Here is a 25,777-nt window from a genome sequence, read left to right as displayed (position 1 = left end):
GATCATCTGGTTCAAAGAATAATGCTGGAAAAACTGCGCCAATTCATTGCCGACGTGGTGTCTCCCGATGCGCACGGAAATCAGGCATTCGACGATACCGGCTTCCGTCTTGCCGCCACGGCGCTGATGCTTCACGTCATCTCGCTGGACGGTGAGCCCTCAGCTATCGAGAGAGCCAAGTTGCACAGCCTGATCGAGTCGCGTTTCGAGCTCGATCCGGGCACGGCTGACAGGCTCATCTCGGCTGCCACGCTCGTCGAGGGCGAGGCCGTCGATCTCTATCACTTTACGAGCGTCATCATGCGCGTGGTCGACGAGCCTGGTCGTGTCCGTCTCGTCGAGATGATGTGGCAGCTGGTCTATGCTGACGGCCGCGTCAGTGAGTTCGAGGAAAATGTGGTCTGGCGCGCAGCCGACCTGCTCGCAGTTTCATCACGTGACCGGATGGAGCTTAAACGACGCGTGGCGGGCGGTACGGCCACAACGGATACGACTGTCTGAGCAGGCGCAGCCTGACCGGCAAATGACGGCAGCACGACGCATAACCAAAGTTTAATGCGCGGTCCCCGATAATTCATGCCACTGCTACACGCTCGGGAACTGGAGGTCCTGCGGTACTCCGGTGGTCATTCCGACTTGCACATCACCGGCATCCCTATTACGCCTGTAGACGCATGCAAATCGTCCTCACGTATTTTAAGAGTACCTTATTGTGACTGAGCGCGTGACGTTAATAACCGGAGCCTCGGCCGGAATTGGCGCCGAGTTCGCGCGCATCTTCGCTGCGAACAAGCATCGCGTCGCTCTGGTTGCACGCCGTGCCGAGCGTCTGAATGCACTGGCAGCTGAAATCACTGCTGCCGGTGGTGCTGCGCCCATCATCATTCCCTGCGATCTCGAACAGCGCGACGCCTGCGCCCAGATCGCGGCTGCCCTCGCTGCTGCCGATGTCGAGGTGGAGTACGTCGTGAACAATGCCGGCTTCGGCATGTTCGGTCGCGCGATCGACATGGACCGCGACAGGCAACTTGGCATGCTCGAGGTCAATGTGCGCGCGCTGACGGATCTGTCGCTGCGCTTTTCCGAGAGCCTGATCCGCAACAAGGGCGGCATTCTCAATCTCAGCTCGATCGCGGGTTTTTTGCCGGGTCCCGGAATGGCCGTGTACTACGCCAGCAAGGCCTATGTGCTGTCCTTCACCGAAGCGCTGCGTCAGGAGCTCGGCTCCAAGGGTGTGCGCGTGACCGCATTGTGCCCCGGTCCGGTGCCGTCGGAATTCCAGGCGCGCGCCGGATTCACGCCGGGCCTCGACTCGGCGATCCTCAATGTCTCGGCGGCTGACGTCGCCCTGCTGGGCTATCAGGGCCTGATGGCCAACAAGCGCACGGTGTTCCCCGGCCTCGGCATCAAGATCGTGCCGCTGCTGCTGCGGCTTTTTCCGCGCGGCTTCATCGCGGGGGCGGTGGCAAGGTTGCAGTTGAGACGGGTGTGAATCCGGTCCGCCTACGCCCTGCGGGCTTCGGCGAGACATCCTTCGTTTGCTTCGCTTTTTATGGTCGGGAGGGTGGCTTGCCGAGCCGGAGCTTGCGAAGCAAGCGAAGGATGGTGGAGCCAGGCGGGATCGAACCGCCGACCTCGTCATTGCGAACGACGCGCTCTCCCAGCTGAGCTATGGCCCCGATACGAACCGGGTCGCCCATGCGATCCGGTCAGCAATCGGCGCCATTTACAATCCCCGTTAACGGCAAGTCAAGAACGTCGCAAAAGCGCGGTTTTCCGGCACTTTTCGCCCAGAACTTCCCTTGTTTGAGGGGGGCTGAACCGATATTTAGCGGACAGTCGAATCCGCGACCTAACCCGCGAGCCATCCCCGCCATGCGCGCCGTTCTCGATATCGTGCTGATCATTCTCGATCTCTATGTCTGGCTGCTGATCGCCTCGGCGATCCTGTCCTGGCTGATCGCCTTCAACGTCGTCAACACCCGCAACCAGTTCGTCTCCGCGATCGCCGAATTCCTGTTCCGGATCACCGAGCCCGTGCTGGCGCCGATCCGCAGGATGCTGCCGAGCCTCGGCGGTCTCGATATCTCGCCGATCATCCTGATCCTGATCATCATGTTCCTGCAGCGGGTGATCACCTACTACATCTATCCCAGCGTCTTCTGATCGGCCGGGTTCGTGGCAGATCCCTGGCGCTACGCGACTGACGGTGTCAGCATCGCCGTTCGCGTGACGCCGCGGGGTGGCCGAGACGATATCGACGGGATCGAGACGATGGCCAATGGCCGTTCGGTAGTGAAGGTGCGGGTTCGTGCCATCGCCGAGGGCGGCGAGGCGAACCGCGCCGTGACCGAACTGCTTGCCAAGCAGCTCGGCGTGCCGAAGCGCGATGTGCGCGTGCTGTCCGGCACCACATCGCGCGTCAAACAGATCGCGGTCGATGGCGACCCGACAAAACTGGGCGCGATGCTGCGCAGTATCACTGCAGCAATGCCCGACGACACAGACGACAGGAACGACACATGACCGCCAGCATCATCGATGGAAAGATCATTGCCGCTGAGTTGCGTGGCCGCGTCGCCGCTGAAGTCGCGCGCGTCAAAGCCGAACATGGCGTGACGCCTGGCCTCGCCGTGGTGCTGGTCGGCAGCGATCCCGCCAGCGAGGTCTATGTGCGTAGCAAGCACAAGCAGACCCAGGAAGCCGGCATGGCCTCCTTCGAACACAAGCTGCCCGCTGACGTCGCACAGGCCGATCTGATCGCGCTGGTGCAGAAGCTGAATGCCGATCCGACCGTGCACGGCATCCTCGTGCAATTGCCGCTGCCGAAGGGGCTCGATACGGACGCCGTCGTCAATGCCATCGATCCGGCCAAGGATGTCGATGGCCTGCACCCGACCAATGCCGGACGCCTTGCCAGCGGCATGCCCGCACTGTCGCCCTGCACGCCGCTCGGCTGCATCATCCTGACCAAGAGCGTGCACAAATCACTGGAAGGCATGAATGCCATCGTGATCGGCCGCTCCAATCTGGTCGGCCGTCCCTTGGTGCAATTGCTGCTCAACGAAAACGCCACCGTGACCATCGCGCATTCGAAGTCGCGCGATCTCGCCAAGCTCTGCGCGCAAGCGGATCTGGTCTATGCGGCAGTGGGCCGCCCTGAAATGGTGCGCGGCGACTGGATCAAGCCCGGCGCCACCGTGATCGATGTCGGCATCAATCGCCTGCCTGGTGCAGAGGGGAAGACGCGCCTCGTCGGTGACGTCGCCTATCAGGAAGCACTGAAGACCGCCGGCGCGATCACGCCGGTGCCCGGCGGCGTCGGCCAGATGACAGTCGCCTGCCTGCTGGTGAACACGCTGCGCGCGGCCTGTGCGATTCACAAGCTGCCGGCGCCGGCGGTTTAAAGCGCTCGCTCCGGCCCATCCACGTCATTGCGAGGAGCCTTGCGACGAAGCAATCCAGTTCTTGGCTTTCTGAATTGCTTCGCTGCGCTCGCAATGACGGCTGAGGGGTCGACGCAGAACTCTTACTTCGCCGTATTCTCGATCAACCGTCGATAGAACCGGATCATGTCGGCGTAATTCGCGACGCTCAGCCGTTCGTTGGTGCCGTGAAAGCGCTTGAGGTCTTCCGATGTCGCGCGCACCGGCGAGAAGCGGAAGATGTTGTCGGTGACGTCCGTGTAGTGCCGCGAGTCCGTTGCCGCGACCATTAGGCCCGGCGCCACCAGCGCATCCGGGAAAATCTCGCGAATGGTCTGATTGAGCGCGCGATAGGACGCGCTGGCCGTGCCGGTCACGGGAGGCGGATCGGTATTGCCGGGGAACGGCGCGATCGAAATCCTGTCGTTGCTGACCGCGCTGCGCACATGTTCGGTGACGCTGGCCTGGGTGTCGCCGGGCAATAGCCGGAAATTCACCGTCGCCTCGGCATTGCCCGGCAACACATTGTCCTGCTCGCCGGCCTTGAAGATCGTCAGCGCCGTGGTCGTCCGCACCGTCGCTTCGGTCGGGCCGCTCTTCTCGAATTCGCGCAACAGCAGCGGCTTGAACAGCCACAGATTGGACAGCACCACGCGGTTGAAGCCGTTCATTTCCGGCGCGATGGTGTCGAACATCTCGCCGACGGTGCCGCGGATCTGCATCGGCAGGCGCTTGTTTTCGAGCTGGGTCAGCGCCGCGCTCATCATGCCGATGGCGGTTTCGCGCGGCGGCATCGACGAATGACCGGGCGTGCCATGCGCGGTCAGCACCAGCGTCGCATAACCCTTCTCGGCCACGCCGATCAGCGCCATCGGCTTATCGAGGCCTTTGAGGATGCCCTCGGTGATCAGCAGGCCTTCATCGAGTACGAAATCGAGCTTCACGCCACGCGATTTCAGCAGCGCAGCGATCGCCCTTGCGCCGCGGGTGCCGGAGACTTCCTCGTCATGGCCGAAGGCGAAATAGATGGTGCGCTTGGGGCGGAAACCCTGCTTCGCCATCACCTCGGCGGCCTCGAGGATTGAATACAAATTACCCTTGTCGTCCCAGGAGCCACGGCCCCAGATGAAGCCATCGGCGACGACGCCCTTGAACGGCGGTTGCTGCCAGTCTTTCTCGGTGCCCGGTGCGACCGGCACGACGTCCTGATGCGCCAGCAGCGCGATCGGCTTCAAAGCAGGATCGCTGCCTTCCCATGTGTAGAGCAGACTGTAATTGCCGACGACTTCGCGCTTCGCCGCCGCATGGAAAGCCGGAAAGCTCGCCACCAGATGCGCCTGCATCGCACGCAGCGGTTCGGCAGCCTGATCGGGATTGAGAAAATTGGAGATGGTCGGAAAGCGGATCGCCTCTGCAAGGCGCTCTGCGGCTGCCTGCTCATCAACCGGCGCCTTTGCCGCGGCGGTCACCTGAAGCTGCCGCGATCCCCCGGTGAACGTCTTGACGAGAACGATGCCTGCAAGCAGCAGAACGGCCGCGATGACAATCAGCGCGGCCGTTCGGAGCAGTTTGATCCATCGGCGCATCGGAAGTCCCCTTCTGCTACGCCGGTCTCTGTTACTTGGTCTTGGCGGCCGATTCTTTTGCAGATTTCGCGCGCTCGATCCCTTCCTGGATCAGCCGCTGCGCATCGGCAGCGTCACCCCAGCGCACCACCTTGACCCACTTGCCGGGCTCGAGGTCCTTGTAGTGCTCGAAGAAATGCTGGATCTGCTGCAGCGTGATCTCGGGCAGGTCGCTGTAGTTCTTCACCTTGTCGTAGCGCTGGGTGAGCTTCGAGGTCGGCACCGCAATGATCTTCTCGTCCTGGCCGCCTTCGTCTTCCATCAGCAGCACGCCGACAGGACGGCAAGCCATCACCGCGCCCGGCACGATGGCGCGGGTATTGGCGATCAGCACGTCGCAGGGATCGCCGTCGCCCGACAGCGTGTGCGGGATGAAGCCGTAATTCCCGGGATAGCGCATCGGCGTGTAGAGGAAGCGATCGACGAACAGCGCGCCGGATTCCTTGTCCATCTCGTATTTGATGGGCTCGCCGCCCACCTGGACCTCGATCACAACGTTCACTTCATGCGGCGCCTTGGCGCCGAGCGGGATTGCGTCAAGACGCATCAAACACTCCAGATTTCGTAGGACAGGTTGCGACAGGCGTAGCCGAGCGGGAGCCCGGATTCAACGCCTGCGAGACCAGAAAATCATGAACCGGCTTAATGGCTTAATTCGTCCAGGCGAATGCCACTTTATCGAGCGATTTTGCGCCGAAACGCTCCGAGGAGCGGGCCACCATGCGACCGCCCAGAGCGCGGTAGAACTCCGTCGCGCCCTCATTGTCCGACAGCGCCCAGATCACCATGCTCTTCAGCCCGCTCTGCACGAGGTCGCGCTTGGCGGAGGCGAACAGGCGGCGGCCGAAGCCGAGGCCCTGGAATTCCGGACGCAGGTAAAGTTCGTAGATCTCGCCTTCGAACTGCAGGCTGCGGGCGCGGTTGCGACCGTAATTGGCGTAGCCGGCGACCTTGTCACCGAAGCACAAAACGCTGACGCGGCTGCCCTTGCGGATCGCCGAATCCCACCAGCCGGGACCGCGGCGATTGATCAGCTTTTCCAATTCGGGGCCCGGGATGAGACCTTGATAGGCCGCGCGCCAGGCTTCGTCATGGGTGGACGCCACCGCGGCTGCATCCGCAGCTTTGGCCGGCCGAACCTCGATCAGGGTTGTGCTCATGGAGGGGATCAAAGCAAGTCGGCGGGCGCTCTTCAAGGTCCATCGTTAATTATCGGTTAACGTGTGGATTTTCAGCATCAGTTTACCGAAAGAGTTGTATCGAAAAAGGACAGAGCTGCATCCAATGCGCGCCGAACGCCATGTTTTCCACTGCTGGCACGTATCGCGCGAGTCGTGTCGCAGTTGCACACGCGTATCGATGTGCACAACTGCATCGATGTGATTCGCGGCGTGTAGAGTTCGACAGGCATTGCGTCCGCACGAAAGTCCCTGAGCGCTCATGAAACACGTCCAAGCGCTTTGCCTGCTGGCTGCATTGCTCGGAAGCGCCGCTACTCTCGCAGCCCAGACATCAGGCGCGCAGGCCCCGGAAGAAGCGCCGCATCGCCGGCAGGTCTGGTCGGTAGCGTCGCCCGATCCAAATACCAGTTCCCGCGCGGTGCTATTCCGCCCACCCGGCAATGGCCCGTTCCCGCTCGCTGTCATTGCGCATGCCACCACGCAGAATGCGCTGCGCCGCGCGCAGATGCCGCAACCGGAATATCGCGCACTGGCCTCCTGGTTCGTTGGGCGTGGCTACGCCGTGCTGGTGCCCGAGCGCCCCGGCCATGGCGCGACCGGCGGACGCTATCTGGAAGACCAGGGCGGCTGCGACAATGCCGACTATCTCGGCGCCGGCCGCGCCACGGCGGATAGTATCGCCGCAGCGATGACTGACATTCGCAAACAACCCTTCATTCGCAGCGACGGCACGATCGTCGTCGGCCATTCCGCGGGCGGCTGGGGCGCGCTCGCCATGGCCGGCGCCAATCCGCAAGGCGTCAGAGCGATCATTGCCTTTGCCCCAGGACGCGGCGGCCATGCCAATGACAGGCCGAATGACGTCTGCGCGCCGCAGCGCCTGATCGCCGCTGCCACAGCCTTCGGCAAGACGGCGCACGTGCCTGTGATCTGGCTCGTCGCGCGCAATGACAGCTATTTTTCGCCGGACTTGTCACGCCAGCTCGCCGATGCGTTTCGCAAGGGTGGCGCCAGGGTCGATGTCCACGAGCTGCCGGACTTCCAGAGCGAAGGCCACTGGCTTGCGGAGAGCGACGGCGGTAACGACATCTATGGCGCCACGCTGGACAAGGCGTTGAAGGCCATCACGGCGAGGAAGCGATGACGCGCAAACCTGCGCAACCGGAATGGACAGTGCAGTGACCGAGCCCTGGCCCGATGACAATGTCATCCTTTATGACGGCGTCTGTATCTTCTGCTCGCGCTGGATCCAGTTCGTCGCCAAACGCGACACCGATCACCGCTTTCGCTTCACCCCGATCCAGTCCGACTATGGCAGCCGCCTCGCCCGCCATTTCGGCATCGATCCCGCCGATCCCGACACCAATGCGGTGATCCATGGCGGCGTGGCTTATGTCAGATCCGATGCGGCGCTGACGGTGTTGTCGACGCTGCCCGGCTGGCAGTGGGTGCGCGTGCTGTTCGCGGTGCCGAAGGCGCTGCGCAATCCGGTCTACAGCCTGATCGCAACGAACCGCTATCGCATCTTCGGAAAGACCGAGGCGTGTATCGTGCCGGATGCGGCGATGAGGGCAAGGGTGATGGAGTAAGCGAGCGTCTACGCTTTGCTCTGGTTGCCTGTGGCCAGCACTTCCTTCGCCGCCCGCTCGCCACTCTCCCGCGCCCCATGCGCCGTCGAGAAGAAATTCGGCGATGTCGCTTCGCCGGCAAAGAACAGCCTGCCATCCACCGGCGCCGCGAGGACCGCGCGGGCATCGGCATGGCCGGGCTTCGCCGCCGAATAGGCGCCTTGCGCAAAGCGGTCGTGGCACCAGCGGGATTCCGCGAGCGGGGTGAGCTTGCTGCGGATATCCGAGCCGAGCAGCGCCACGATCTCGTCGATGCTTTGCGTAGCGAGCGCGCCCTCACCGGCGTCTTCCAGTTCGCGTGCGAAACTGCCCCCGAAGAAGCCGGCGATGCAGGGGCGGCCGGACGGGCGCAGGTGAAAACTGCCGACACCGGTGCGCAGGGCGGCGCCGCGCAACCCGATATCGGACGGCCACTTCTCCGCATCGGAGAGCGCCAGCATTGCCTTGTTGTCGGCACCGAGCGGCAGGCCCGCGGCGGCCTCGACCTTGCTGGTCAACGGCGGCGTGAAGCGGATATTTTCATTGGCGATAAGATTGGTCGGCACGCACACGATGACTTTCGCCGCGCTGAGCGTGCCGCGCGACGTCTCGATGCGGATGCGCGCACTGGAATGATCGATAACAGTGACTTCGGTGTTCAGCGCCACCGGACACGGCGCGCCATAGGCCGCAATCAGCGCGCCATAGCCATCGGGCAGGCGCCAGTTGATGTCCGTGTCCTCATAGGCATCCATGTCGTGCAGCGACACATCCTTGAGCTCGAAACCGTTGATATAGGTCGAGACCGCATCGATCATCGGATTCCATGGATTGCCGGGCTCAAGGCATGTCGCCGCCGGCGCATCGATCTCGTTTTCTGCGGCCTCCTCGGCGCGCTCATAGAACGCGTCGATCGCGGCGAAGAACTCATCGCGCTTCGCCTTTGAGAAGGCGACGTCATAAGCCTGATCGCGCCACGGCGGGCGCGACTTGTCGACGGCGAAGCCGAGCTCTTTCGCGATGCCGACGAAGTCATTCTTGTCGGCGGAGTGCAGCCATTCACAGCCCAGATCGAACGGAATGCCGGGGGCCGCCATGATCGTATGGGCGCGGCCGCCGATCCGGTCCCGCGCTTCCAGCACAATCATGGAGAGCCCGGAACCTTCCAGCATACGCGCGGCGCCGAGGCCGGCAGCGCCGGCTCCGATGATGGCGACATCTACTTCGGAAGGCAGTCTGGTCATCGCGTCGGTATTCACAGCGGATGGGAAACGGGTGACAACGGGATAAAGGCTTGCTTGAATTATTCAAGCCACCGCTGCCCTCGGAGAAGATGCATGACAGCCCCACACGATTTCGAACTCTACGGCTTCTGGCGGACGTCCGCGACCTATCGCGTCCGCGTGGCGCTCAACCTGAAGGGATTGGAAGCGCACGAGCGCGTGATCGACCTCGACAAGGGCGAGCAGCGCGGCGACGCGTTCCTCAAGATCAATCCGCTCGGCGCGATTCCGGCCCTGATCGAGCCCGGCCACCTGCCGCTGACGCAGTCGCTGGCGATCCTGGAATTCCTCGACGAGATCCATCCGACCCCGCCGCTGCTGCCGAGCGATCCACACGGCCGCGCACGGGTGCGCTCGATCGCCGCGATGCTGGCCGCCGACACCCACCCGCTCATTACGCCGCGTGTGCGGAAATATCTCGCCATCACCGCCGGCTTTGACGATGCCGCAGTTCGCGCCTGGCTGGTGCACTGGTTCACCACGGGCCTCGTCGCCGTGGAGAATCGCCTCGCCAGCGAGCCCGCCACCGGCCGCTTCTGTCATGGCGACGAGGTGACCATCGCCGACATCTGCCTGCTCAGCATCACCGCGACCATGAAGGTGCTGAAGATCGAGATTGCAGGCATCCCGACCATCGACCGCATCGTCGCCACCTGCGAGGCGATGGAGGCGTTTGCGAAGGCCGATCCGTTGAAGCAGGTGGGAGCGCCGGCAAATTGACTCCGCCCTCATCCTGAGGAGCCGAGCAGTGGCGTCTCGAAGGATGGCCACAAGCATCGGCGCGACACCAACTCATGGTTCGAGACGGCGCTACGCGCCTCCTCACCATGAGGGGCGGAGTGAAGGCATCACCCAAACAAAAAATGCCCGGCTTTCGCCGGGCATTTCGTAACCAGTCAAAGAATACTCTCGCTTACGCGATCACTTCCTTGGTCTTTTCGGCGCGCTTGCGGTCGTTGGCATCGAGATGCTTCTTGCGCAGGCGGATTGACTTCGGGGTGATCTCGACCAGCTCGTCGCTCTCGATATAGGCCAGCGCCTTTTCAAGGGTCATGCGGATCGGCGGCGTCAAACGCACCGCTTCGTCCTTCGACGTGGTGCGGATGTTGGAGAGCTGCTTGCCCTTGAGAACGTTGAGTTCGAGATCGTTCTCGCGGGTGTGCTCGCCGATGATCATGCCCTTGTAGACCTTCCAGCCGGGCTCGATCATCATCGGGCCGCGATCTTCCAGCTTGAACATGGCATAGGCCACCGCTTCACCCTGGTCGTTGGAGATCAGCACGCCATTACGGCGGCCGGCGATCTCGCCCTTGTAGGGCAGGTAGTCGTGGAACAGGCGGTTCATGATCGCGGTACCCTTGGTATCGGTCATGAGTTCGCCCTGATAGCCGATCAGGCCGCGGGTCGGCGCGTAGAACACCAGACGCAGGCGGTTGCCGCCCGACGGACGCATCTCGATCATCTCGGCCTTGCGTTCGCTCATCTTCTGAACGACCACGCCGGAGAATTCCTCATCCACGTCGATGACGACTTCTTCGACCGGCTCCAGCGTGTTGCCGTTCTCGTCCTTGGTGAGAACCACGCGTGGACGCGACACCGACAGTTCGAAGCCTTCGCGGCGCATGTTCTCGATCAGGATCGCGAGCTGCAATTCGCCGCGGCCCGACACTTCCATCGCGTCACGGTCGGCGGATTCGACGACCTTGAGCGCGACATTGCCTTCGGCTTCGCGCAGCAGGCGGTCGCGGATCAGGCGGCTGGTGACCTTGTCGCCTTCGGTGCCGGCGAGCGGCGAGTTGTTGACGATGAAAGACATCGACACGGTCGGCGGATCGATCGGCTGCGCCTGGATTGGAATTTCAACCGACGGATCGCAGAAGGTATCGGCGACAGTGCCCTTCGGCAGGCCGGCGATGGCAACGATGTCGCCGGCTTCGGCGAGTTCCACCGGCTGGCGCTCAAGGCCGCGGAAGGCCAGGATCTTGGTGATACGGCCGGTTTCGACGACCTTGCCGTCACGCGACAGCACCTTGACGGCCTGGTTCGGCTTCACCGAACCAGCCGAGATGCGACCGGTGATGATGCGACCGAGATAGGGGTTGGCTTCCAGGATGGTTCCGAGCATGCGGAACGCACCTTCTTCAACCACCGGCGGCGCGACATGCTTGATGACGAGATCGAACAGCGGCTTCATGCCGACATCATGCGACGCGTCCGGGCTGTCGGCCATCCAGCCGTTGCGGCCCGATCCGTACAGAATCGGGAAATCGAGCTGGTCGTCGGTGGCGTCGAGCGCTGCGAACAGGTCGAACACTTCGTTGACGACTTCGGTGATGCGGGCGTCCTGACGGTCGACCTTGTTGATCGCGACGATCGGCTTGAGGCCGAGCTTCAGCGCCTTGCCGACCACGAACTTGGTCTGCGGCATCGGGCCTTCAGCGGCGTCGACGAGCACAATCACGCCATCGACCATCGACAGGATGCGTTCGACTTCGCCGCCGAAGTCAGCGTGGCCCGGGGTGTCGACGATGTTGATCTGGACTTCATCCCACAGCACCGAGGTGCACTTGGCGAGAATGGTGATGCCGCGCTCTTTTTCGATGTCGTTCGAATCCATCGCGCGTTCCTGGACGCGCTGATTGTCGCGATACGTGCCCGACTGCTGCAGCAGCTTGTCCACGAGAGTGGTTTTGCCGTGGTCAACGTGGGCGATGATAGCAATGTTGCGAAGGTTCATAGGTCTTCTTCTGGTTACGGTCTGGGTGCCCTTGAGCGGGTTCAACAAGACATGCTCGACAACAAAAGGCTTATGCCTTGCGCTCGAGCGCGTTCGATAACTGCCTCGTCTGAAAACGCGCTGGGGCAATCCCTCCAAAAGCAAACCCGGCCAGAAGGGGCCGGGTACTCGGACGCGTTGCGGCGCAATATAGGGGGAAATCGCCGAAAAACAATGCGAATCTGCCAAATGGTTAGCCCAATTTCGGGTCCAGAACCGTGGCCCAAAGGGCCATATCGGCCCGATCCCGCAGGGTAACGGTCATTTGGCCGCTTTGGCCGTCGATTTTGACGTGACCGAAGAACTGCATGCCGGCCGACGGGGGCAAATTCTGCTTATCGGGCCCCGGCGCCTTCACGAAACGGACCTCGGGACCGAAGGTATTGTCGAGCGCCGCCGGGCCGAAGGTTCCGGCGTGGAACGGCCCGGAGACGAACTCCCAGAACGGCTCGAAATCCTGAAACTGGGCCTTCTTCGGATTGTAGTAATGCGCCGCCGTGTAATGCACGTCGGCGGTCAGCCAGACCGTGTTGCGGATACCGGCCGATTTGATGAAGCGCAGGATATCGGCAATTTCCAGCTCGCGGCCCCGCACTGGCCCGTCGCCCTGCGCAATGGCCTCAGACCCGGTTTTGTCGGCAGCGTTGTCATAGACGACGAGGCCGATCGGCATATCCGAGGCGATGACCTTCCAGGTCGCCTTCGAGGCCATCAATGCGCGCTTCAGCCAGGCCATCTGCTCCGGGCCGATGAAATACGCATCGGGACCATAGCTCTCCTGCAGGTTCGGGCCGTTGGGCCCGCGATAGCTGCGCTCGTCCAGCATGAAGACATCGAGATGCGGGCCGTAATTGAGCGTGCGATAGACGCGGCCAGGCTCGTTCGGATTGACCGAGATCGGATACATCTCGTGAAAGGCACGCGCACCGCGCGCCGCCAGCAGCGTGATGTCGCGCTCCTTGTAAGACGACGGCAACTGCTTCGAGAGCGACCAGTTGTTGGTGACTTCATGATCGTCCCACTGGCCGAAGATCGGCACCTGCGCATTGAATGCGCGGACATTGTCGTCGAGTAGATTGTATTTGTGCGCGGCACGGAATTCATCGAGCGTCTCGGCGACCTTCGCCTTTTCCGGCACCGTGATGGTGTTTTTCCAGATCGTGCCATCCGGCAATTTTGCTTCGGGCAGGATCGGCCCATCGGCGTAAATCGTGTCGCCGGAATGGATCAGGAAATCCGGATTGTGCTTGCGCATGGTGGCGAAGGTGACCATGCCGCCGTCCTCGGCATTGATGCCCCAACCCTGCCCGGCGACATCGCCGCCCCAAACAAAGGACACATCGCGGCGATCCGCTGGCGCGGTGCGGAAGCGACCGATGACCGGCTCGCCGACGATGTCGGTATGCGACAGATCGCGGAATTTGACGCGGTAGAAGATGTCCTGCCCGGCCGGCAGATTATCGAGCAGCAGCTTCGCCGTGAAATCGCTCTCGGGCAGCGCCGTGATAGCCGGCAACATGCGCGCATTGCTGAAGGATTCAGTCGTGGCGACTTCCACCATCATCTGCGCCGGCCGATCCGCGCGCGACCAGATCATGCCGCTGCTCGTCCCGACATCGCCGGACTGCACGCCATGCGACACGACCGGACGATCCGCCGCGCGGCTGAGGTAAGGCATCGCCAGGAAGCTGGCGCCTGCTGCGGCTGAGTGCGCGAGGAAGCGACGACGGGATAAACGTAGTGCCATGGCGAACTCCTGATCCTGGCTCTGGCACCAGTGGCTCTAGGCAGATCGCTTGACGCTGCGATGACAGGTGATGCGCAATATCAACACCCGCCAAAGCAAGCTGCGAATGACTGGCAGCTTGATTGACACATTTGGAAATTTCACCTTAACGTGAACGTGACGGTTCCCTTCGGGGATCAAAAGGGAATGCGGTGAGGGGGATCCCCCGATTCCGCGGCTGCCCCCGCAACTGTAAGCGGCGAGCCCGCGCCAAGAGCCACTGGGTGTTCACCTGGGAAGGCGGCGACAGGCATTGACCCGCGAGCCAGGAGACCTGCCGCCAGTCGTGGTCACACGCGAGCACATTGGGCGGGGTGTCCTGGTGGAAGTCACACTGCCTGTTTGAAAGCGGCGGGGCGACTTGGTTTGCGGTGACGTGCCACGTAACCGCGAGTCCTGTTCATGACCTCCGTTTCTCCCGTCGCATTGAAGCGACATACTCCCTTTCTTTATTCTGTTGCTCTCTCCTGCTTGTTGTGTCCGAGCGAAAGCTGGTCGCAAACCTCACAGTCGAGCCAGACGCTCGATCCTGTTGTCGTTCAGCCGTCAGCGACGCCTCAGCGCGCACGCCGCGCCACGAACGGCAATGCATCGCGCGCTACGCGCCCGCGGCAGCAGCGCAATGTCGCCGCCAATACCGGCGCGCCGGTCGCCACGCCGACAGGCCCCGTCTTCGCAGCGCCGACGCTCAACCTCACCGGCACGACATCGACGGGGAGCCGCCTCGGCCTGACGCGCCTGCAGACGCCGGCCAGCGTCGAGGTGATCTCGGCGGAAACCATGGCCGAGCGCGGCCAGCAGAACGTGGTCGATGCCGTCACGCAGAATGCCACCGGCTTTACGGCCATCGGTGAACCCGGCAATGGCGGCATCGCTTTCAGCACCCGCGGCTTCGCCGGCAGCGGCTCTGTCACGTCGCTCTATGACGGCACGCGCCTCTATGTCGGCTCCGGCACGGTGAACTTCCCCTTCGACACCTGGACCGCCGAGAAGATCGAAGTGCTGCGCGGCCCCGCCTCCGTCATGTATGGCGAAGGCGCCATCGGCGGCGCTATCAACGTGATTTCGAAACTGCCGCTCTGGGTGCCACGCAACCAGGCCGAAATCTCTCTGGACAGCAACATGACGCGCCGCATCGCTCTCGATAGCGGCGGCCCGGTCAGCAAGGACGTCGCCTATCGTATCGCCGTCACCGGCAACGCGTCCGATGGTTGGGTCGATCGCGACAACACCTCGAACATCGCGCTGCACGCCGCCGTGCAGATCAAGCAGACCGAGGACATCACCTGGACGCTCTCCACCGACTATGGCGACCGCCATCCATCAAAATATTTCGGCACGCCGCTGATTAACGGCCAGCTCAATGAGGCGATCCGCTTCAAGAACTACAATGTCAGCGACAGCAACATCCGCTATCAGGACAGTTGGAGCCAGGTGAAGACCGAGTGGCAGGTGGCCGACGGCATCACCCTGCGCAACACGCTCTATTACATGTATGCGAAGCGCCACTGGAAGGAGGTCGAGATCTACGGCTTCAATTCCGGCACCGGCCTGATCGATCGCGGCGATTATCTCGAGATCTTCCACCAGCAGCAGCAGATCGGCGACCGCATGGACGCCACCTTCGAGGGCCATCTGTTCGGCATGGTCAACACCTTCGTGGCGGGCTTCGACGTTAACCGCATCGACTTCAAGCATACCAACAATTCGCCGTTTAGCGGGTCCTCATCGGTCAATCCGTATAATTTCGATCCCGGCCTGTTCAGTAGCCCCGACCCAACTGTTCCGGGCTTCAAGAGCGTCGCCAATCAATACGCGTTCTTCGCAGAGAATCGATTGGCTGTGACTGAGCAGCTGTCGCTAATCGCCGGCGTCCGCCAGGACCAACCGACCGTCGAACGAACCGACTATCGCACCCCCGCCAACAGCTACACCCGGGACTATTCGGCGACCTCGTGGCGCGCCGGCGTCGTCTATACGCCGATTCAGAACCTTGCTTTCTATGGCCAGTATTCGACGGCGGTCGATACCATCGGCGGCTTGATCTCGGCGAGTAACGCCAATGCGAAGTTTGACCTCGCGACCGGCAAACAGGCCGAGATCGGCGTCAAGCAGTCGTTCTGGGGCGGCCGCGGCGAGTGGACGCTCGCTGCCTATGAGATCGTGAAGAACAATCTGCTCGCAGCGGTTCCGGGTAGCGGCGGAGCGGTTCAGCAGGTCGGCCAGCAGTCGTCGCGCGGTGTCGAGGCCTCGATCGGTCTCGTGCTCGAATACGGCTGGCGCATCGATGCCAACACCGCGCTCCTGCGCGCAAAGTATGACGACTTCCTGCAGGCCAGCGGCGTGAATTTTGCCGGCAACGTCCCGATCAATGTCCCGCAGAACGTCTCCAATATCTGGGCAACATGGGGCTTTGCGCCAAACTGGTCGGCCAATGCCGGCGTGCAGATTGTCGGCAAGACCTATGCAGACAACGCGAATACGCTGGAAATGCCGAGCTACACAGTTGTGAATGCCGGCCTGCAATGGAAGCCGGACGTCAACACCACGGTGTCGCTGCGCGTTTACAACCTGTTCGACAAGATCTACGCGACGTCGAGCTACAGCGACAATCAGTGGATGCTCGGCATGCCACGCACCGCTCAACTCGCCGTCAACGTGAAGTTCTGAGCTTGTCACGCAAGCTGACACGCACTCTCCGGCGGTGGCTGTATATCGGCCACCGCTGGGTCGGCATCGTCACATGTCTCTTCTTCGCGATGTGGTTCATCTCCGGCGTGGTGATGATGTATGTCGCGTTTCCCGGCCTCTCCGATAAAGAGCGGCTGGCGGCATTGCCCGATATCGTCTGGGAGAAGGTGGCGCTCTCTCCCGACGAGGCGATGAAGGCTGCCGGTGCCACGCGCTATCCGCGCGAATTGCGATTGAACATGGTTGCCGACGAGCCCGTGTATCGGTTGGCTGGCTGGGACGGCAAACGGCAAACCATCTCCGCCGTCGATGGCCGTACCATCACCGAGATCAACGAACTTCAGGCACTTGCAGTCGCACGGCATCATCCCGCCAGCAAGTTGCCTCAGCTCGAAGAGACCGTCGATCGCGATCAATGGAGTGTCACCGCGCGCTACGATCCGCTGCGGCCATTGTATCTGATTACACTCGGCGACGACGCCGGCACCAAACTCTACGTCTCCTCGCGCTCCGGCGAGATCGCACTCGATACCAACCGTACGGAGCGCGTCTGGAACTGGCTCGGCTCGATCCCGCACTGGATCTATCCGACCGTGTTGCGCAAGGACGGCCCGCTGTGGCGGCTCGTGGTGCTTTGGATCTCCGGCATCTGTTTGATCGTCGGCGTTACCGGAATCTGGATCGGCATTCTGCGCGTTCGTCTGAAGCGACGTTATGCGAACGGCAACATCACGCCCTATCGCGGCTGGATGGCATGGCATCACGTCACCGGACTGATCGCCGGCCTCTTCGTGCTGACCTGGATGTTCTCGGGCTGGCTGTCGCTCGATCCCGGCCGCGTTTTTGCCGACCGCAATACGCCACGTGAGGTATTGCAGCGCTATGCCGGCCACGATGCGCCGACCATCGCTGCAACCATTCGCGCACCGGCGGATAAGCCCGCGGTCGAAGCGCGCTTCGTATGGATCAACGGCATGCCGCTGATGATCGTCGCGAAGCGCGACGGCACGAAGATGGCGATCAATCCGACAAGCGGCGAAATCGCAAGACTGCCGCAAGACCGCCTCTGGAACGCCGCAATAAAACTGCTTCCGGATTCGCACCTCGAACGCCAGATAACCCTCGGAAAATACGACGCTTATTGGTACGCGCACCACAATGACCGCGAATTGCCGGTGTTACGCGCCAAATTCGATGACGACGCGCAAACCTGGTTTCACATCAGCCCGGTCACCGGCGACATTCTCGGCCGCGTCGACTCAAGCCGGCGTACCTATCGCTGGCTGTTCAATGCGCTGCACAGTTTCGATTTTCAGCTGTTGTTGATGTATCGCCCGGCCTGGGACATCGTGGTGTGGCTGCTGTCGATTCTCGGCACCATCGTCTCGGCGAGCGGCGTCGTGATCGGCTGGCGCTATCTCAAGCGCTAAAGCGTTTTCGAGCGAAGTGGTCCCGGTTCGCGTGAAGAAAACGCGTCAAAACGAAAGACTCTAGACCGCGAGCGGCCGCGGCGGCTGACGCAATTGCTCCGGCGGATTCATCGGCTCCGGCGGGATCATGCCGATCAGCGCCTTGCGGTCGGCGACGGCGTTGTGGAATTGCTCGAGCGCAATATTGAAGGCTGTCAGCGTGCCTTCCTCGATGGCACCATGCTCGTAGCAATTCAGCGTATGACGCAGAATATCGTCGGCTTCCGCCTGCATCGTATCGAGCTCTTCGAGGGACTCGCTCTTGCGCGCGGCGGCAATCATGTCGAGCAGACGATCGCGCTCTGACACATTCACGTTGCGCTCGTCCTTCTTCAGATAGCTCGCGAACCAGGCGCCGATCGAGCCCATCGCCGAGAGCCCCATCAGGCTCCACCAGATGTAATCGCTATAGCGATCGAGGAAGGTCTTTTCTTCACCATCCACATAGGCGGCCGCGCCGGGATGCACGGGGATCACCGCATCCTTATCGGTATCCGGCGTCTCGATCTTCGCCGCCAGCGGGAAGTCGTTGATGATCTGCTGACGGATCGCAAACAGCTGCCGCGTGAAGGCGGCGATGGTCACATCAGACAGGCTCTGCCGTGCCACGATGTGATGCGAAAAGCTGATGGTCTTGACGTCGTCGTCCGGCCGCGCCGGCGCGCCGCCGAATGCGCCTGCGGGAATTTCCGATGATTCATACATCGGGAAGTTCTGCGCGATGGCTTCGGCCGAATCGATCGCGAGGAAAGTCGGCGTGCCATCGCGGCTCGAGGCCTGGATCGCATCATTGGTGATCTTGCTGTTCACCGGACCGGCCGCAATGAACGCATCGACCTTCTGGTCCTTCACCGCCTCGGCCACTTCGGTGGTCGAGAACTGCACGATGGTGACCTTGGCGGGATCGACGCCGTATTGCCGCAGGATGATGTTGAGCAGGTTGACGTTGGCCTGCGTCTTGCCGATCACGCCGACGCGGCGGCCGGCGAGTTGCGAGAATTTGGTGATCTTCGGGCCGGACTTCTTGCCCTTGGCGGCCGGCGGCACCCAGATCACAGCAACGTTCTTACGCAGCGTGGCGACGGCGCGCGCATTCTTTGGCACTTCGAGATCGCCGCGGATGATCGCGAGATCGGCCTTGCCATCCGCGAGCGCCTTGGCGCTGGCCGTGGCGCCTTCGGTGAGGATCGGCCGCAAACGAACCGTATAGTGATCGCGCGAGAACGACTGCACCAGCGCCTGCACAACCTTCACGTCGTCGCTGTTCGGCGGACCGACGGCGATCCGCAGCGGTACCGGCTTCATGGCGAAGTAGTAAGCGCCTGCCACGGCTGCGACGATCGCCAACGTCCCGGCCAGCGTGATCAGCGTCATCTTGCGCCGGATCGACCGCGGTGACGGCGGCCCTATCGGCCCGATAACATCGGGACCGTCTGCCATGGATCTGGAAAACAATCGCTTCAAATTCATCTGCGCCAAATGGGTTCGAGCGACGATATAGCAAAGTTTCGGGTCGACGCGCCGTTCCACCGGCAGCATGGTTACCGACGGGCTTGATTACTTTCCTGCATGCGCGGCATTTGCTGCCTTATTGTGGCATGGATCCCAACTGTGTCACCGGGCGTTAGAGTAAAGTTCAAGTGAAGCAGGAGGTTGGCATGGTGGAACGACTCTCGGCCGAGGCCCGCAAGGCGGCGCTCAAGGAGCTCTCGGGCTGGAGCGAGGTTTCCGGGCGCGATGCCATCGCCCGGACCTTTACGTTCAAGGATTTCAACGAGGCCTTCGGCTTCATGGCGCGGGTCGCCCTGGTCGCCGAGAAGAGCGACCACCACCCGGAATGGCGCAATGTTTACAAGACAGTGGAGGTAGTACTCTCCACCCACGACGCCGATGGCGTCACCAAGCGCGATGTCGATCTGGCCAGGGCCATGAATACCATCGCCGGGCAACTCGGCCACTCCTGAGCGTTGCTGAATGTTGCGACGCCGGAGCCGGATCACCATTTACCGGAAAGGCTGCAAACTGCAGCCGCGAGGACATTGCCGATGGCAACCGACCACAGCGTGGGCTTCGAGCCAGCCGATGAACTGGCCAAAGACCGCGAAAGCGTGCGCAAGCAGTTCTGGCACAAGCTCAAGCGACTGGCGGTCAAACTGCCTTTCGCCGAAGACTTGCTGGCGGCTTACTACTGCGCCTTCGACCGGCAGACACCGCGCCATGTCCAGGCGGCGCTGCTCGGCGCCATCGCGTATTTCGTGCTGCCATTCGATTTCGTGCCGGACATGCTGCCCGTTCTGGGATTCACTGATGATGCCGCGGTGCTGGCCACCGCCTTGCGCATGGTGGCGAGCCACATCAACGCGGACCACCGCGAAGCCGCCAGAGCGGCCATCGCACGTGGATTGGCGAAGGGTGAAACGGACGCGTAATCCGCGTCCGCCTCATTCAGTTTATGGATGAAGGATCACTTTGCCCATGGCCTGACGGCCCGCCAGTACCTTCAACGCATCGGCTGTCTTGGCTAATGGGAAAGTCCTGTCGACATGGGATGAGATCTTCCCTTCGGCGGCCCACTTCACCAGCTTTTCCAGGTTGGCGCGGTTCTTTTCGGGATTCTGCCGTACCCAGGCGCCCCAGAACACGCCGCGGATGTCGCAGCCCTTCAGCAGCGCTAGATTAAGCGGCATCTTCGGAATGTCGCCGGCGGCGAAGCCGATCACCAGGAAGCGGCCTTCCCAAGCGATAGCGCGCAGAGAGGCTTCGGCATATTTGCCGCCCACCGGATCGAAGATGATGTCGACGCCACGGCCATCGGTCAACTTCTTCAGGCCTTCCTTCAGATCTTCGGTCGCGTAGTTCAGCCCAATATCCGCGCCGTGCTTCTTGGCGAATTCCAGCTTCTCGTCCGACGATGCGCAGGCGATGACCTTGAGACCCAAGAGCTTGCCGAGTTCGCAGGCCGCGAGCCCAGTGCCGCCCGCGGCGCCGAGCACGGCCAGCGTCTCGCCGGGCTTCGGGCTGGCACGGTCTTCCAGCGCATGCAGCGCCGTGCCGTAAGTGATGATCACGCCGGCGGCGCGATCGAAATCGAGATTGTCGGGAATCTTCACGGCGGATGCCGCAGGCACCGCGATCTTTTCACGGGCGCCATTGTGGCCCACAGATGCGACCACACGGTCACCAACCTTGAAGCCGGTCACGCCGCTGCCGATGCTCTCAATCACACCAGCGACTTCCGCAGCCGGCGAGAACGGGAACGGCGGCTTGATCTGGTATTTGCCCTGGATCATCAGGATGTCGAAGAAATTCAGCGCCGCCGCCTTGATGGCGATAACGACCTGACCGTCACCGGCAACGGGATCATCGATATCGGCGAGAACGAGATCATCGGGTTCGCAGAATTGCGAGCAGAGAATGGCTTTCATCTGATCATCTGACCTTCGGCTTGAGACAGTTGAAGGGAGTCATGCCGGATTTGACGGCGCGCTACAATCTGATTCGAGAAAAGGTAATTCCGCCACGCGGCCAACCGAGGAACCGTCCCATGTTCGAGACAACGCTGCTCGCCAACAAGCGCATTCTGGTCACCGGCGGCGGTTCCGGCCTCGGTGCGTCCATGAGTCGCCGCTTCGGAGAACTGGGTGCCGAGCTCATCATTTGCGGCCGCAGACTTGAATTGCTCGAACAAATTGCCGCGCAATTGCGTGCAGATTTCGGCGGCAAGGTGAGCGTCGCACGATGCGACATTCGTGACGCAGCGGCGGTCGAGGCGATGATGGAGACAATCTGGCGCGACGGGCCACTCGACGTCCTCGTCAACAATGCCGCGGCCACCTTCATCGCACAGAGCGAGCACCTCTCTGCCCGCGCCGCCGATGCGATCCTCGCACCGACGCTGCACGGCGCCATGTATTGCACCCTTGAAGCCGGACGGCGCTGGATCACAGGACACCACAAGGGCGTCGTGCTGAGCATCCTCTCGACATCCACGATCACCGGACGCGCCTTCACGGTGCCATCGGCGATGGCCAAATCTGGAATCCTTGCAATGACGAAGTCGCTCGCGGTGGAGTGGGGACCCAGAGGCATCCGCACCGTCGCGATCGCGCCCGGCCCGTTCCCCACCACCGGCGCGACCGGGCAGCTGCGGCCCGAGGGACGCGACAGCGGCCCTGCGGCGCAGAACCCGCTCGGCCGCGTCGGCGAACACAGCGAGCTCGCAAATCTCGCAAGCTTCCTGATTTCCGATCAGGCCGGCTATATCAATGGCGAGATGGTGGTGCAGGATGGGGGCGCACACCTGCGCGCATCTGGCGCAGAGGATCTGCTGCAGTGGAGCGATGCGCAGTGGGCAGCGCAGCGTGCGGCGCGTGCAAAAAACTGAGCAGAAAACTGAGGATGACTCCTGCGCCGTCAGCGCGCAGCAAGGCAAGGACTGCTATCCTTGCGGGAGTCGCGTCTGCCTTTTCAAGAAAGCGATTTGCGGATATGGCAGACATCGTGACGTCAGCGATTCCAGATCGTCTTGGTAAAGCCGTCTTGTTGCGAGCCATCTTCCAGTCACAATGATAGAGGATCGAGACTTGATGTCCGTGCGGCGATTCCTGACAGTTGTGTCGATGAGTATAGCGATGGTCGGTATCTCCGATCTTGCGCAGGCGCAGAGCGCTGCATCGAAAGGCAAGGCCGCCGCACCGAAGGCAGCGCCCACACCGGCAAAGCCAGCAGCCGCGGCGCCTGCTGCAGCGGGTGGCGCCGAGCCCACGCTGGTCGGACAGTTCGGCTCGTGGGGCGCCTACACCGCGACACCGAACGGCAAGAAAGTCTGCTTTGCTCTGGCCAAGCCGGCGTCGTCAAAGACCAATCCGGCGAACCGCCCGCGCGATCCCGCTTACGCCTTCGTCTCGACCCGCCCGGCCGAGAAGGTGACCAACGAAGTCTCGATCATGATCGGCTATCAGTTGAAGCCGGGCTCCGAGTCCATGCTGGAAGTCGGCGGCGCGCGCTATGCGATGTATACGCAGGGCGACGGGCTCTGGATCAAGAATGCCGCCGAAGAAGAGCGCATGGTGGAAGCCCTGCGCAAGGCGGCCGACGTGACCGTGAAGGGCGTCTCCGCCAAGGGCACCGAGACCACCGACACGTTTTCGCTGAAGGGCCTGGCCCAGGCGCTGGACCGGTTGGCGCAGGATTGCCGGCGGTAATTGCCGCCAAACACCGGCTAAATCCTTGTCGCCGTTAATATTGCCGCATTTCGCGCCTTTTCATTCTGGCGCGAAAAGCTTATTTGAGGTCGGCCTGTTTAAGGCCTGATTTCCCGCGACATCATAGATCGAACGCCATGACCCCCGTTTCAGCCGAGGCCGGCTCCGCCATCGATGCTTCCCGCGCATTGCCCGCGGGCGAGATGCCGCTGGAGAAGATCGCCACCGAGACCTATGTGCCGCTGGCCAAGCCGTCCCTGATCGGCCTGTCGCGCACGGAAATCGCGGAAAAGCTCGGTTCCATCGGCGTGGCGCCGGCCCAGCGCAAGATGCGGACGCAACAGATCTGGCACTGGATGTATGTCCGGGGCGTCCAGACCTTCGCCGAAATGTCCAGTATTTCCAAAGGCATGCGCGAAGACCTCGAGAAGCATTTCACGGTGGCACGGCCCGAGGTCGTGGTCGAGCAGATCTCCAATGACGGCACCCGGAAATGGCTGCTGCGGCTGCCTTCAGGTACCGCCGGCGAGAAGGCCCACGAGGTCGAGTGCGTCTATATCCCCGAAACCGACCGCGGCACGCTCTGCGTCTCGTCGCAGGTCGGCTGCACCCTGAACTGCTCGTTCTGCCACACCGGTACCCAGCGGCTGGTGCGCAACCTGACGGCCGGCGAAATCGTCGGCCAGATCATGGTTGCCCGCGACCGCCTCAACGACTGGGCCGACAGGGAAACGCCAGACGGCAACCGCCGCGTCACCAATATCGTGATGATGGGCATGGGCGAGCCGCTCTACAATTTCGATGCGGTGCGCGACGCGCTGCTGATTGTGTCGGACAATGAAGGCATCGGCATTTCGCGACGGCGTATCACTTTGTCGACCTCCGGCGTGGTGCCGAACATCAAGCGCACCGGCGACGAGATCGGCGTGATGCTGGCGATCTCGCTGCATGCAGTACGCGATGAGCTGCGCAACGAGCTGGTGCCGCTCAACAAGAAATATCCACTCGAACAGCTGATGCAGGCCTGCCGCGATTATCCCGGCGCGTCCAACGCACGGCGCATCACTTTCGAATATGTGATGCTGAAAGGCGTCAACGACTCGCTCGAGGACGCCAAGCTGCTGGTCAAGATGCTCAAGGGCATCCATGCCAAGATCAATCTGATCCCGTTCAATCCGTGGCCCGGCACGCGCTACGAATGTTCCGACTGGGACCAGATCGAGAAGTTCTCCGAATATATCTTCAATGCCGGCTATTCCTCGCCGGTGCGCACGCCGCGCGGCCGCGACATTCTCGCCGCTTGCGGCCAGTTGAAGTCGGAGACCGAGAAACTGTCGGCGCGTGAGCGTCAGGCTTTGCGCGCGATGGCGATGACGGACTGACAATGGCGCTGATCGGCCGCCTGTTCGTCATCTTTCTCGGCTTCTGCGCCGCCTGTCTCGTCGGCGGCGCGATCGTGGTGTTCTCGATCCTGTTTCCGGAGCTCTCCACGCTCGATACCGGCGTCATCGATCCTAACACGATCAACATCCTGCTGGGCTTCGGCTTCATCTTCATCAGCGGCTTCGCGCTGCTTCCGGCGATGCTCGTCGTCCTTATTACCGAGGCTTTCTACATTCGCAGCGTCATCATCTATGCGCTCGGCGGCGCGGCGGTCGGGCTCGCCTGCTATCTCGGCCTGATCCCCTACGACCCTGCCACGATGAGTTTCGACGGCATCGTCCGCCGCCATCTCGAAGTCATGACCGGCGCGGGCATCATCGCGGGGCTGATCTACTGGGTGATCGCCGGCCGCAACGCCGGCGCCTGGCGGCAGCCACGGCGCACGCCACCGCAGCCCGATGTCGCGGCCGGCCCCTAGTGCACTGCCTTTCCTTCAACTCCTGCCTCGGTTAAACCGCCCGCCATGAACCGGACCGGACTCCTCATCGCGCTTGGGCTGTTTGCCGCCATTGCCATTATCTTCGGAGTCTGGCCCGAACTCGACCTCAAGCTCGCGGCACTGTTCTACGACCCCGAGACGAGGCGTTTCCCGACAACGTCGCTGCCCTATGCGCAGTTCGCCCGCGATGCGGCGATGTGGATCGCATGGGCTTTCGTCGCCCCCTCAATCCTCGCGCTGATCGTGAAGCTGATCTGGCCGAACCGGCCGCTGCTGGTGAAGGGCCGCACCATGGCCTTCCTGATCCTCACCATGCTGATGTCGGCCGGGGTCCTGACCAATTTCACCTTCAAGACCTTCTGGAGCCGGCCGCGGCCGGTGATGGTGACGGAATTCAACGGGCCCTGGCAGTTCAAGGCGTGGTGGGATCCAACCGGCCAATGCGGGCGCAACTGCTCGTTCTTCTCGGGCGAGGGCGCCACGGCGTTCTGGACCTACGCTCCGGCCGCGCTCGCGCCGCCCTCGATGCGGCCCTACGCCTATGTGGCAGCGACGGTGTTCGGAATCGCCACCTCGGGCTGGCGGATGGCTTTCGGCGGCCATTTCTTTACCGACGTGACCATCGCGGGCCTCGTGTCGTTCCTGGTTATCTGGTTGATTCACGGGTGGATTTACCGCTGGCCCTCGACCCGGATGACGGATGAGGACGTCGATCGCTGGCTGACCAGGATCGCCTGGCCCGGCTATCGCTGGCGGCTGCGCATGATCGGGCGGCAGCCAAAGCCGTCTTTCGTCAACCGGATCACCGAGCAGCACCACGATTGAGCGGCCTCAAGCGGATGCCGCGT

General features: G+C 62.3%; 25 protein-coding genes, 1 tRNA gene and 1 riboswitch. Of the genes, 17 read left to right on the top strand and 9 right to left on the bottom strand.

The window, feature by feature from the left end:
* The first annotated feature begins 21 nt into the window (after positions 1–21).
* Together AB8A50_RS22485 and AB8A50_RS22480 are read left to right on the top strand one after the other, a co-directional pair.
* Positions 22–501: a TerB family tellurite resistance protein gene (locus AB8A50_RS22485; RefSeq protein ID WP_089266541.1), complete on the top strand. Its 480-nt coding sequence runs from the start codon at positions 22–24 to the stop codon at positions 499–501.
* Between the two features lie 211 nt (positions 502–712).
* Entirely contained in the window at positions 713–1,492 is a 780-nt protein-coding gene (locus AB8A50_RS22480) for an SDR family NAD(P)-dependent oxidoreductase (protein WP_089266539.1), read from the top strand.
* 111 nt (positions 1,493–1,603) lie between these two features.
* Here the strand turns inward: AB8A50_RS22480 and AB8A50_RS22475 are convergent.
* A tRNA-Ala gene (locus AB8A50_RS22475) sits at positions 1,604–1,679 on the bottom strand.
* 196 nt (positions 1,680–1,875) lie between these two features.
* On the opposite strand from AB8A50_RS22475, the gene AB8A50_RS22470 reads away from it, so the two are divergent.
* From AB8A50_RS22470 to folD, 3 genes are read left to right on the top strand one after another with little or no spacing between them, the layout of a single operon-like run.
* On the top strand, positions 1,876–2,166 hold the full coding sequence (locus AB8A50_RS22470; protein WP_068737841.1) for a YggT family protein: 291 nt from the start codon (positions 1,876–1,878) through the stop codon (positions 2,164–2,166).
* A gap of 12 nt (positions 2,167–2,178) precedes the next feature.
* Positions 2,179–2,526 (top strand): DUF167 domain-containing protein, encoded by a 348-nt coding sequence (locus tag AB8A50_RS22465; protein WP_439078945.1) that lies wholly within the window; start codon positions 2,179–2,181, stop codon positions 2,524–2,526.
* Positions 2,523–3,407: a bifunctional methylenetetrahydrofolate dehydrogenase/methenyltetrahydrofolate cyclohydrolase FolD gene (gene folD / locus AB8A50_RS22460; protein ID WP_184512719.1), complete on the top strand. Its 885-nt coding sequence runs from the start codon at positions 2,523–2,525 to the stop codon at positions 3,405–3,407. The genes AB8A50_RS22465 and folD overlap by 4 nt, the downstream gene beginning before the upstream one ends.
* Before the next feature lie 122 nt (positions 3,408–3,529).
* On the opposite strand, the gene AB8A50_RS22455 is transcribed toward folD, so the two are convergent.
* The 3 genes from AB8A50_RS22455 to AB8A50_RS22445 form a co-directional block, all read right to left on the bottom strand.
* Complete coding sequence (locus AB8A50_RS22455) at positions 3,530–5,011, bottom strand: M20 family peptidase (protein WP_439078944.1); 1,482 nt, start codon at positions 5,009–5,011, stop codon at positions 3,530–3,532.
* A 31-nt stretch (positions 5,012–5,042) separates the two neighbouring features.
* Positions 5,043–5,597, bottom strand: coding sequence for an inorganic diphosphatase (ppa, locus tag AB8A50_RS22450; RefSeq protein ID WP_439078943.1), 555 nt, complete (start codon positions 5,595–5,597; stop codon positions 5,043–5,045).
* Positions 5,598–5,700: 103 nt separating this feature from the next.
* Positions 5,701–6,210, bottom strand: coding sequence for a GNAT family N-acetyltransferase (locus tag AB8A50_RS22445; RefSeq protein WP_068737851.1), 510 nt, complete (start codon positions 6,208–6,210; stop codon positions 5,701–5,703).
* Between the two features lie 280 nt (positions 6,211–6,490).
* Between AB8A50_RS22445 and AB8A50_RS22440 the strand changes: the two genes are divergently transcribed.
* Positions 6,491–7,375: an alpha/beta hydrolase family protein gene (locus AB8A50_RS22440; RefSeq protein ID WP_439078941.1), complete on the top strand. Its 885-nt coding sequence runs from the start codon at positions 6,491–6,493 to the stop codon at positions 7,373–7,375.
* A 34-nt stretch (positions 7,376–7,409) separates the two neighbouring features.
* Positions 7,410–7,820: a thiol-disulfide oxidoreductase DCC family protein gene (locus AB8A50_RS22435; RefSeq protein ID WP_439078940.1), complete on the top strand. Its 411-nt coding sequence runs from the start codon at positions 7,410–7,412 to the stop codon at positions 7,818–7,820.
* Positions 7,821–7,828: 8 nt separating this feature from the next.
* Here the strand turns inward: AB8A50_RS22435 and AB8A50_RS22430 are convergent, their stop codons facing one another.
* A complete protein-coding gene (locus tag AB8A50_RS22430; protein WP_439078939.1) occupies positions 7,829–9,082 on the bottom strand; it encodes a flavin monoamine oxidase family protein in 1,254 nt (417 codons plus the stop codon).
* Between the two features lie 93 nt (positions 9,083–9,175).
* Here AB8A50_RS22430 and maiA point away from each other — a divergent pair, with 93 nt between their 5' ends.
* Positions 9,176–9,841, top strand: coding sequence for a maleylacetoacetate isomerase (gene maiA / locus AB8A50_RS22425; protein ID WP_439078938.1), 666 nt, complete (start codon positions 9,176–9,178; stop codon positions 9,839–9,841).
* 193 nt (positions 9,842–10,034) lie between these two features.
* On the opposite strand, the gene typA is transcribed toward maiA, so the two are convergent.
* Together typA and AB8A50_RS22415 are read right to left on the bottom strand one after the other, a co-directional pair.
* A complete protein-coding gene (gene typA / locus AB8A50_RS22420; RefSeq protein WP_089266528.1) occupies positions 10,035–11,858 on the bottom strand; it encodes a translational GTPase TypA in 1,824 nt (607 codons plus the stop codon).
* Positions 11,859–12,090: 232 nt separating this feature from the next.
* Positions 12,091–13,644 carry an alkaline phosphatase D family protein gene (locus tag AB8A50_RS22415; RefSeq protein ID WP_439078937.1) on the bottom strand — a complete coding sequence of 518 codons (1,554 nt, stop codon included), beginning with the start codon at positions 13,642–13,644 and terminating at the stop codon, positions 12,091–12,093.
* 143 nt (positions 13,645–13,787) lie between these two features.
* Positions 13,788–13,979, top strand: a riboswitch (cobalamin riboswitch).
* A 106-nt stretch (positions 13,980–14,085) separates the two neighbouring features.
* Between AB8A50_RS22415 and AB8A50_RS22410 the strand changes: the two genes are divergently transcribed.
* Together AB8A50_RS22410 and AB8A50_RS22405 are read left to right on the top strand one after the other, a co-directional pair.
* On the top strand, positions 14,086–16,353 hold the full coding sequence (locus AB8A50_RS22410; protein ID WP_439078936.1) for a TonB-dependent receptor: 2,268 nt from the start codon (positions 14,086–14,088) through the stop codon (positions 16,351–16,353).
* Positions 16,354–16,355: 2 nt separating this feature from the next.
* Positions 16,356–17,804: a PepSY domain-containing protein gene (locus AB8A50_RS22405; protein ID WP_439078935.1), complete on the top strand. Its 1,449-nt coding sequence runs from the start codon at positions 16,356–16,358 to the stop codon at positions 17,802–17,804.
* A gap of 60 nt (positions 17,805–17,864) precedes the next feature.
* On the opposite strand, the gene AB8A50_RS22400 is transcribed toward AB8A50_RS22405, so the two are convergent.
* The gene (locus AB8A50_RS22400; protein WP_089266522.1) at positions 17,865–19,283 is read right to left on the bottom strand and encodes a TAXI family TRAP transporter solute-binding subunit; all 1,419 of its coding nucleotides are present in this window, start codon (positions 19,281–19,283) and stop codon (positions 17,865–17,867) included.
* 200 nt (positions 19,284–19,483) lie between these two features.
* On the opposite strand from AB8A50_RS22400, the gene AB8A50_RS22395 reads away from it, so the two are divergent.
* Positions 19,484–19,807 carry a 4a-hydroxytetrahydrobiopterin dehydratase gene (locus tag AB8A50_RS22395; protein ID WP_256461208.1) on the top strand — a complete coding sequence of 108 codons (324 nt, stop codon included), beginning with the start codon at positions 19,484–19,486 and terminating at the stop codon, positions 19,805–19,807.
* Between the two features lie 81 nt (positions 19,808–19,888).
* Entirely contained in the window at positions 19,889–20,272 is a 384-nt protein-coding gene (locus AB8A50_RS22390) for a YkvA family protein (RefSeq protein ID WP_231078525.1), read from the top strand.
* Between the two features lie 21 nt (positions 20,273–20,293).
* Here AB8A50_RS22390 and AB8A50_RS22385 read toward each other — a convergent pair whose 3' ends face one another.
* A complete protein-coding gene (locus tag AB8A50_RS22385) occupies positions 20,294–21,268 on the bottom strand; it encodes an NADPH:quinone oxidoreductase family protein (protein WP_439078934.1) in 975 nt (324 codons plus the stop codon).
* A gap of 119 nt (positions 21,269–21,387) precedes the next feature.
* Between AB8A50_RS22385 and AB8A50_RS22380 the strand changes: the two genes are divergently transcribed.
* From AB8A50_RS22380 to AB8A50_RS22360, 5 genes are all read left to right on the top strand, one after another.
* Entirely contained in the window at positions 21,388–22,227 is an 840-nt protein-coding gene (locus AB8A50_RS22380) for an SDR family oxidoreductase (RefSeq protein ID WP_439078933.1), read from the top strand.
* 202 nt (positions 22,228–22,429) lie between these two features.
* Positions 22,430–23,047, top strand: coding sequence for an invasion associated locus B family protein (locus AB8A50_RS22375; protein ID WP_439078931.1), 618 nt, complete (start codon positions 22,430–22,432; stop codon positions 23,045–23,047).
* Positions 23,048–23,250: 203 nt separating this feature from the next.
* A complete protein-coding gene (rlmN, locus tag AB8A50_RS22370; protein WP_089266898.1) occupies positions 23,251–24,429 on the top strand; it encodes a 23S rRNA (adenine(2503)-C(2))-methyltransferase RlmN in 1,179 nt (392 codons plus the stop codon).
* A 2-nt stretch (positions 24,430–24,431) separates the two neighbouring features.
* Positions 24,432–24,908: a hypothetical protein gene (locus AB8A50_RS22365; protein ID WP_439078930.1), complete on the top strand. Its 477-nt coding sequence runs from the start codon at positions 24,432–24,434 to the stop codon at positions 24,906–24,908.
* 45 nt (positions 24,909–24,953) lie between these two features.
* Positions 24,954–25,754: a phosphatase PAP2 family protein gene (locus AB8A50_RS22360; protein WP_439078929.1), complete on the top strand. Its 801-nt coding sequence runs from the start codon at positions 24,954–24,956 to the stop codon at positions 25,752–25,754.
* The last annotated feature ends 23 nt before the right edge of the window (positions 25,755–25,777 follow it).

This window comes from Tardiphaga sp. 841_E9_N1_2 (genome assembly GCF_051811065.1).
GTDB lineage: Bacteria > Pseudomonadota > Alphaproteobacteria > Rhizobiales > Xanthobacteraceae > Tardiphaga > Tardiphaga robiniae.
This window is presented reverse-complemented; position numbering and strand designations above follow the sequence as displayed.

What these genes read in the sequence shown, in the direction of transcription:
- AB8A50_RS22360 (WP_439078929.1), top strand. Translation starts at nt 24,954, where the DNA reads ATGAACCGGACCGGACTCCTCATCGCGCTTGGGCTGTTTGCCGCCATT.
- AB8A50_RS22485 (WP_089266541.1), top strand. Translation starts at nt 22, where the DNA reads ATGCTGGAAAAACTGCGCCAATTCATTGCCGACGTGGTGTCTCCCGAT.
- maiA (WP_439078938.1), top strand. Translation starts at nt 9,176, where the DNA reads ATGACAGCCCCACACGATTTCGAACTCTACGGCTTCTGGCGGACGTCC.
- AB8A50_RS22380 (WP_439078933.1), top strand. Translation starts at nt 21,388, where the DNA reads ATGTTCGAGACAACGCTGCTCGCCAACAAGCGCATTCTGGTCACCGGC.
- AB8A50_RS22415 (WP_439078937.1), bottom strand. Translation starts at nt 13,644, where the DNA reads ATGGCACTACGTTTATCCCGTCGTCGCTTCCTCGCGCACTCAGCCGCA.
- rlmN (WP_089266898.1), top strand. Translation starts at nt 23,251, where the DNA reads ATGCCGCTGGAGAAGATCGCCACCGAGACCTATGTGCCGCTGGCCAAG.
- AB8A50_RS22455 (WP_439078944.1), bottom strand. Translation starts at nt 5,011, where the DNA reads ATGCGCCGATGGATCAAACTGCTCCGAACGGCCGCGCTGATTGTCATC.
- AB8A50_RS22440 (WP_439078941.1), top strand. Translation starts at nt 6,491, where the DNA reads ATGAAACACGTCCAAGCGCTTTGCCTGCTGGCTGCATTGCTCGGAAGC.
- AB8A50_RS22445 (WP_068737851.1), bottom strand. Translation starts at nt 6,210, where the DNA reads ATGAGCACAACCCTGATCGAGGTTCGGCCGGCCAAAGCTGCGGATGCA.
- AB8A50_RS22385 (WP_439078934.1), bottom strand. Translation starts at nt 21,268, where the DNA reads ATGAAAGCCATTCTCTGCTCGCAATTCTGCGAACCCGATGATCTCGTT.
- AB8A50_RS22430 (WP_439078939.1), bottom strand. Translation starts at nt 9,082, where the DNA reads ATGACCAGACTGCCTTCCGAAGTAGATGTCGCCATCATCGGAGCCGGC.
- AB8A50_RS22470 (WP_068737841.1), top strand. Translation starts at nt 1,876, where the DNA reads ATGCGCGCCGTTCTCGATATCGTGCTGATCATTCTCGATCTCTATGTC.
- AB8A50_RS22365 (WP_439078930.1), top strand. Translation starts at nt 24,432, where the DNA reads ATGGCGCTGATCGGCCGCCTGTTCGTCATCTTTCTCGGCTTCTGCGCC.
- AB8A50_RS22390 (WP_231078525.1), top strand. Translation starts at nt 19,889, where the DNA reads ATGGCAACCGACCACAGCGTGGGCTTCGAGCCAGCCGATGAACTGGCC.
- typA (WP_089266528.1), bottom strand. Translation starts at nt 11,858, where the DNA reads ATGAACCTTCGCAACATTGCTATCATCGCCCACGTTGACCACGGCAAA.
- ppa (WP_439078943.1), bottom strand. Translation starts at nt 5,597, where the DNA reads ATGCGTCTTGACGCAATCCCGCTCGGCGCCAAGGCGCCGCATGAAGTG.
- AB8A50_RS22375 (WP_439078931.1), top strand. Translation starts at nt 22,430, where the DNA reads ATGTCCGTGCGGCGATTCCTGACAGTTGTGTCGATGAGTATAGCGATG.
- AB8A50_RS22400 (WP_089266522.1), bottom strand. Translation starts at nt 19,283, where the DNA reads ATGGCAGACGGTCCCGATGTTATCGGGCCGATAGGGCCGCCGTCACCG.
- AB8A50_RS22410 (WP_439078936.1), top strand. Translation starts at nt 14,086, where the DNA reads ATGACCTCCGTTTCTCCCGTCGCATTGAAGCGACATACTCCCTTTCTT.
- folD (WP_184512719.1), top strand. Translation starts at nt 2,523, where the DNA reads ATGACCGCCAGCATCATCGATGGAAAGATCATTGCCGCTGAGTTGCGT.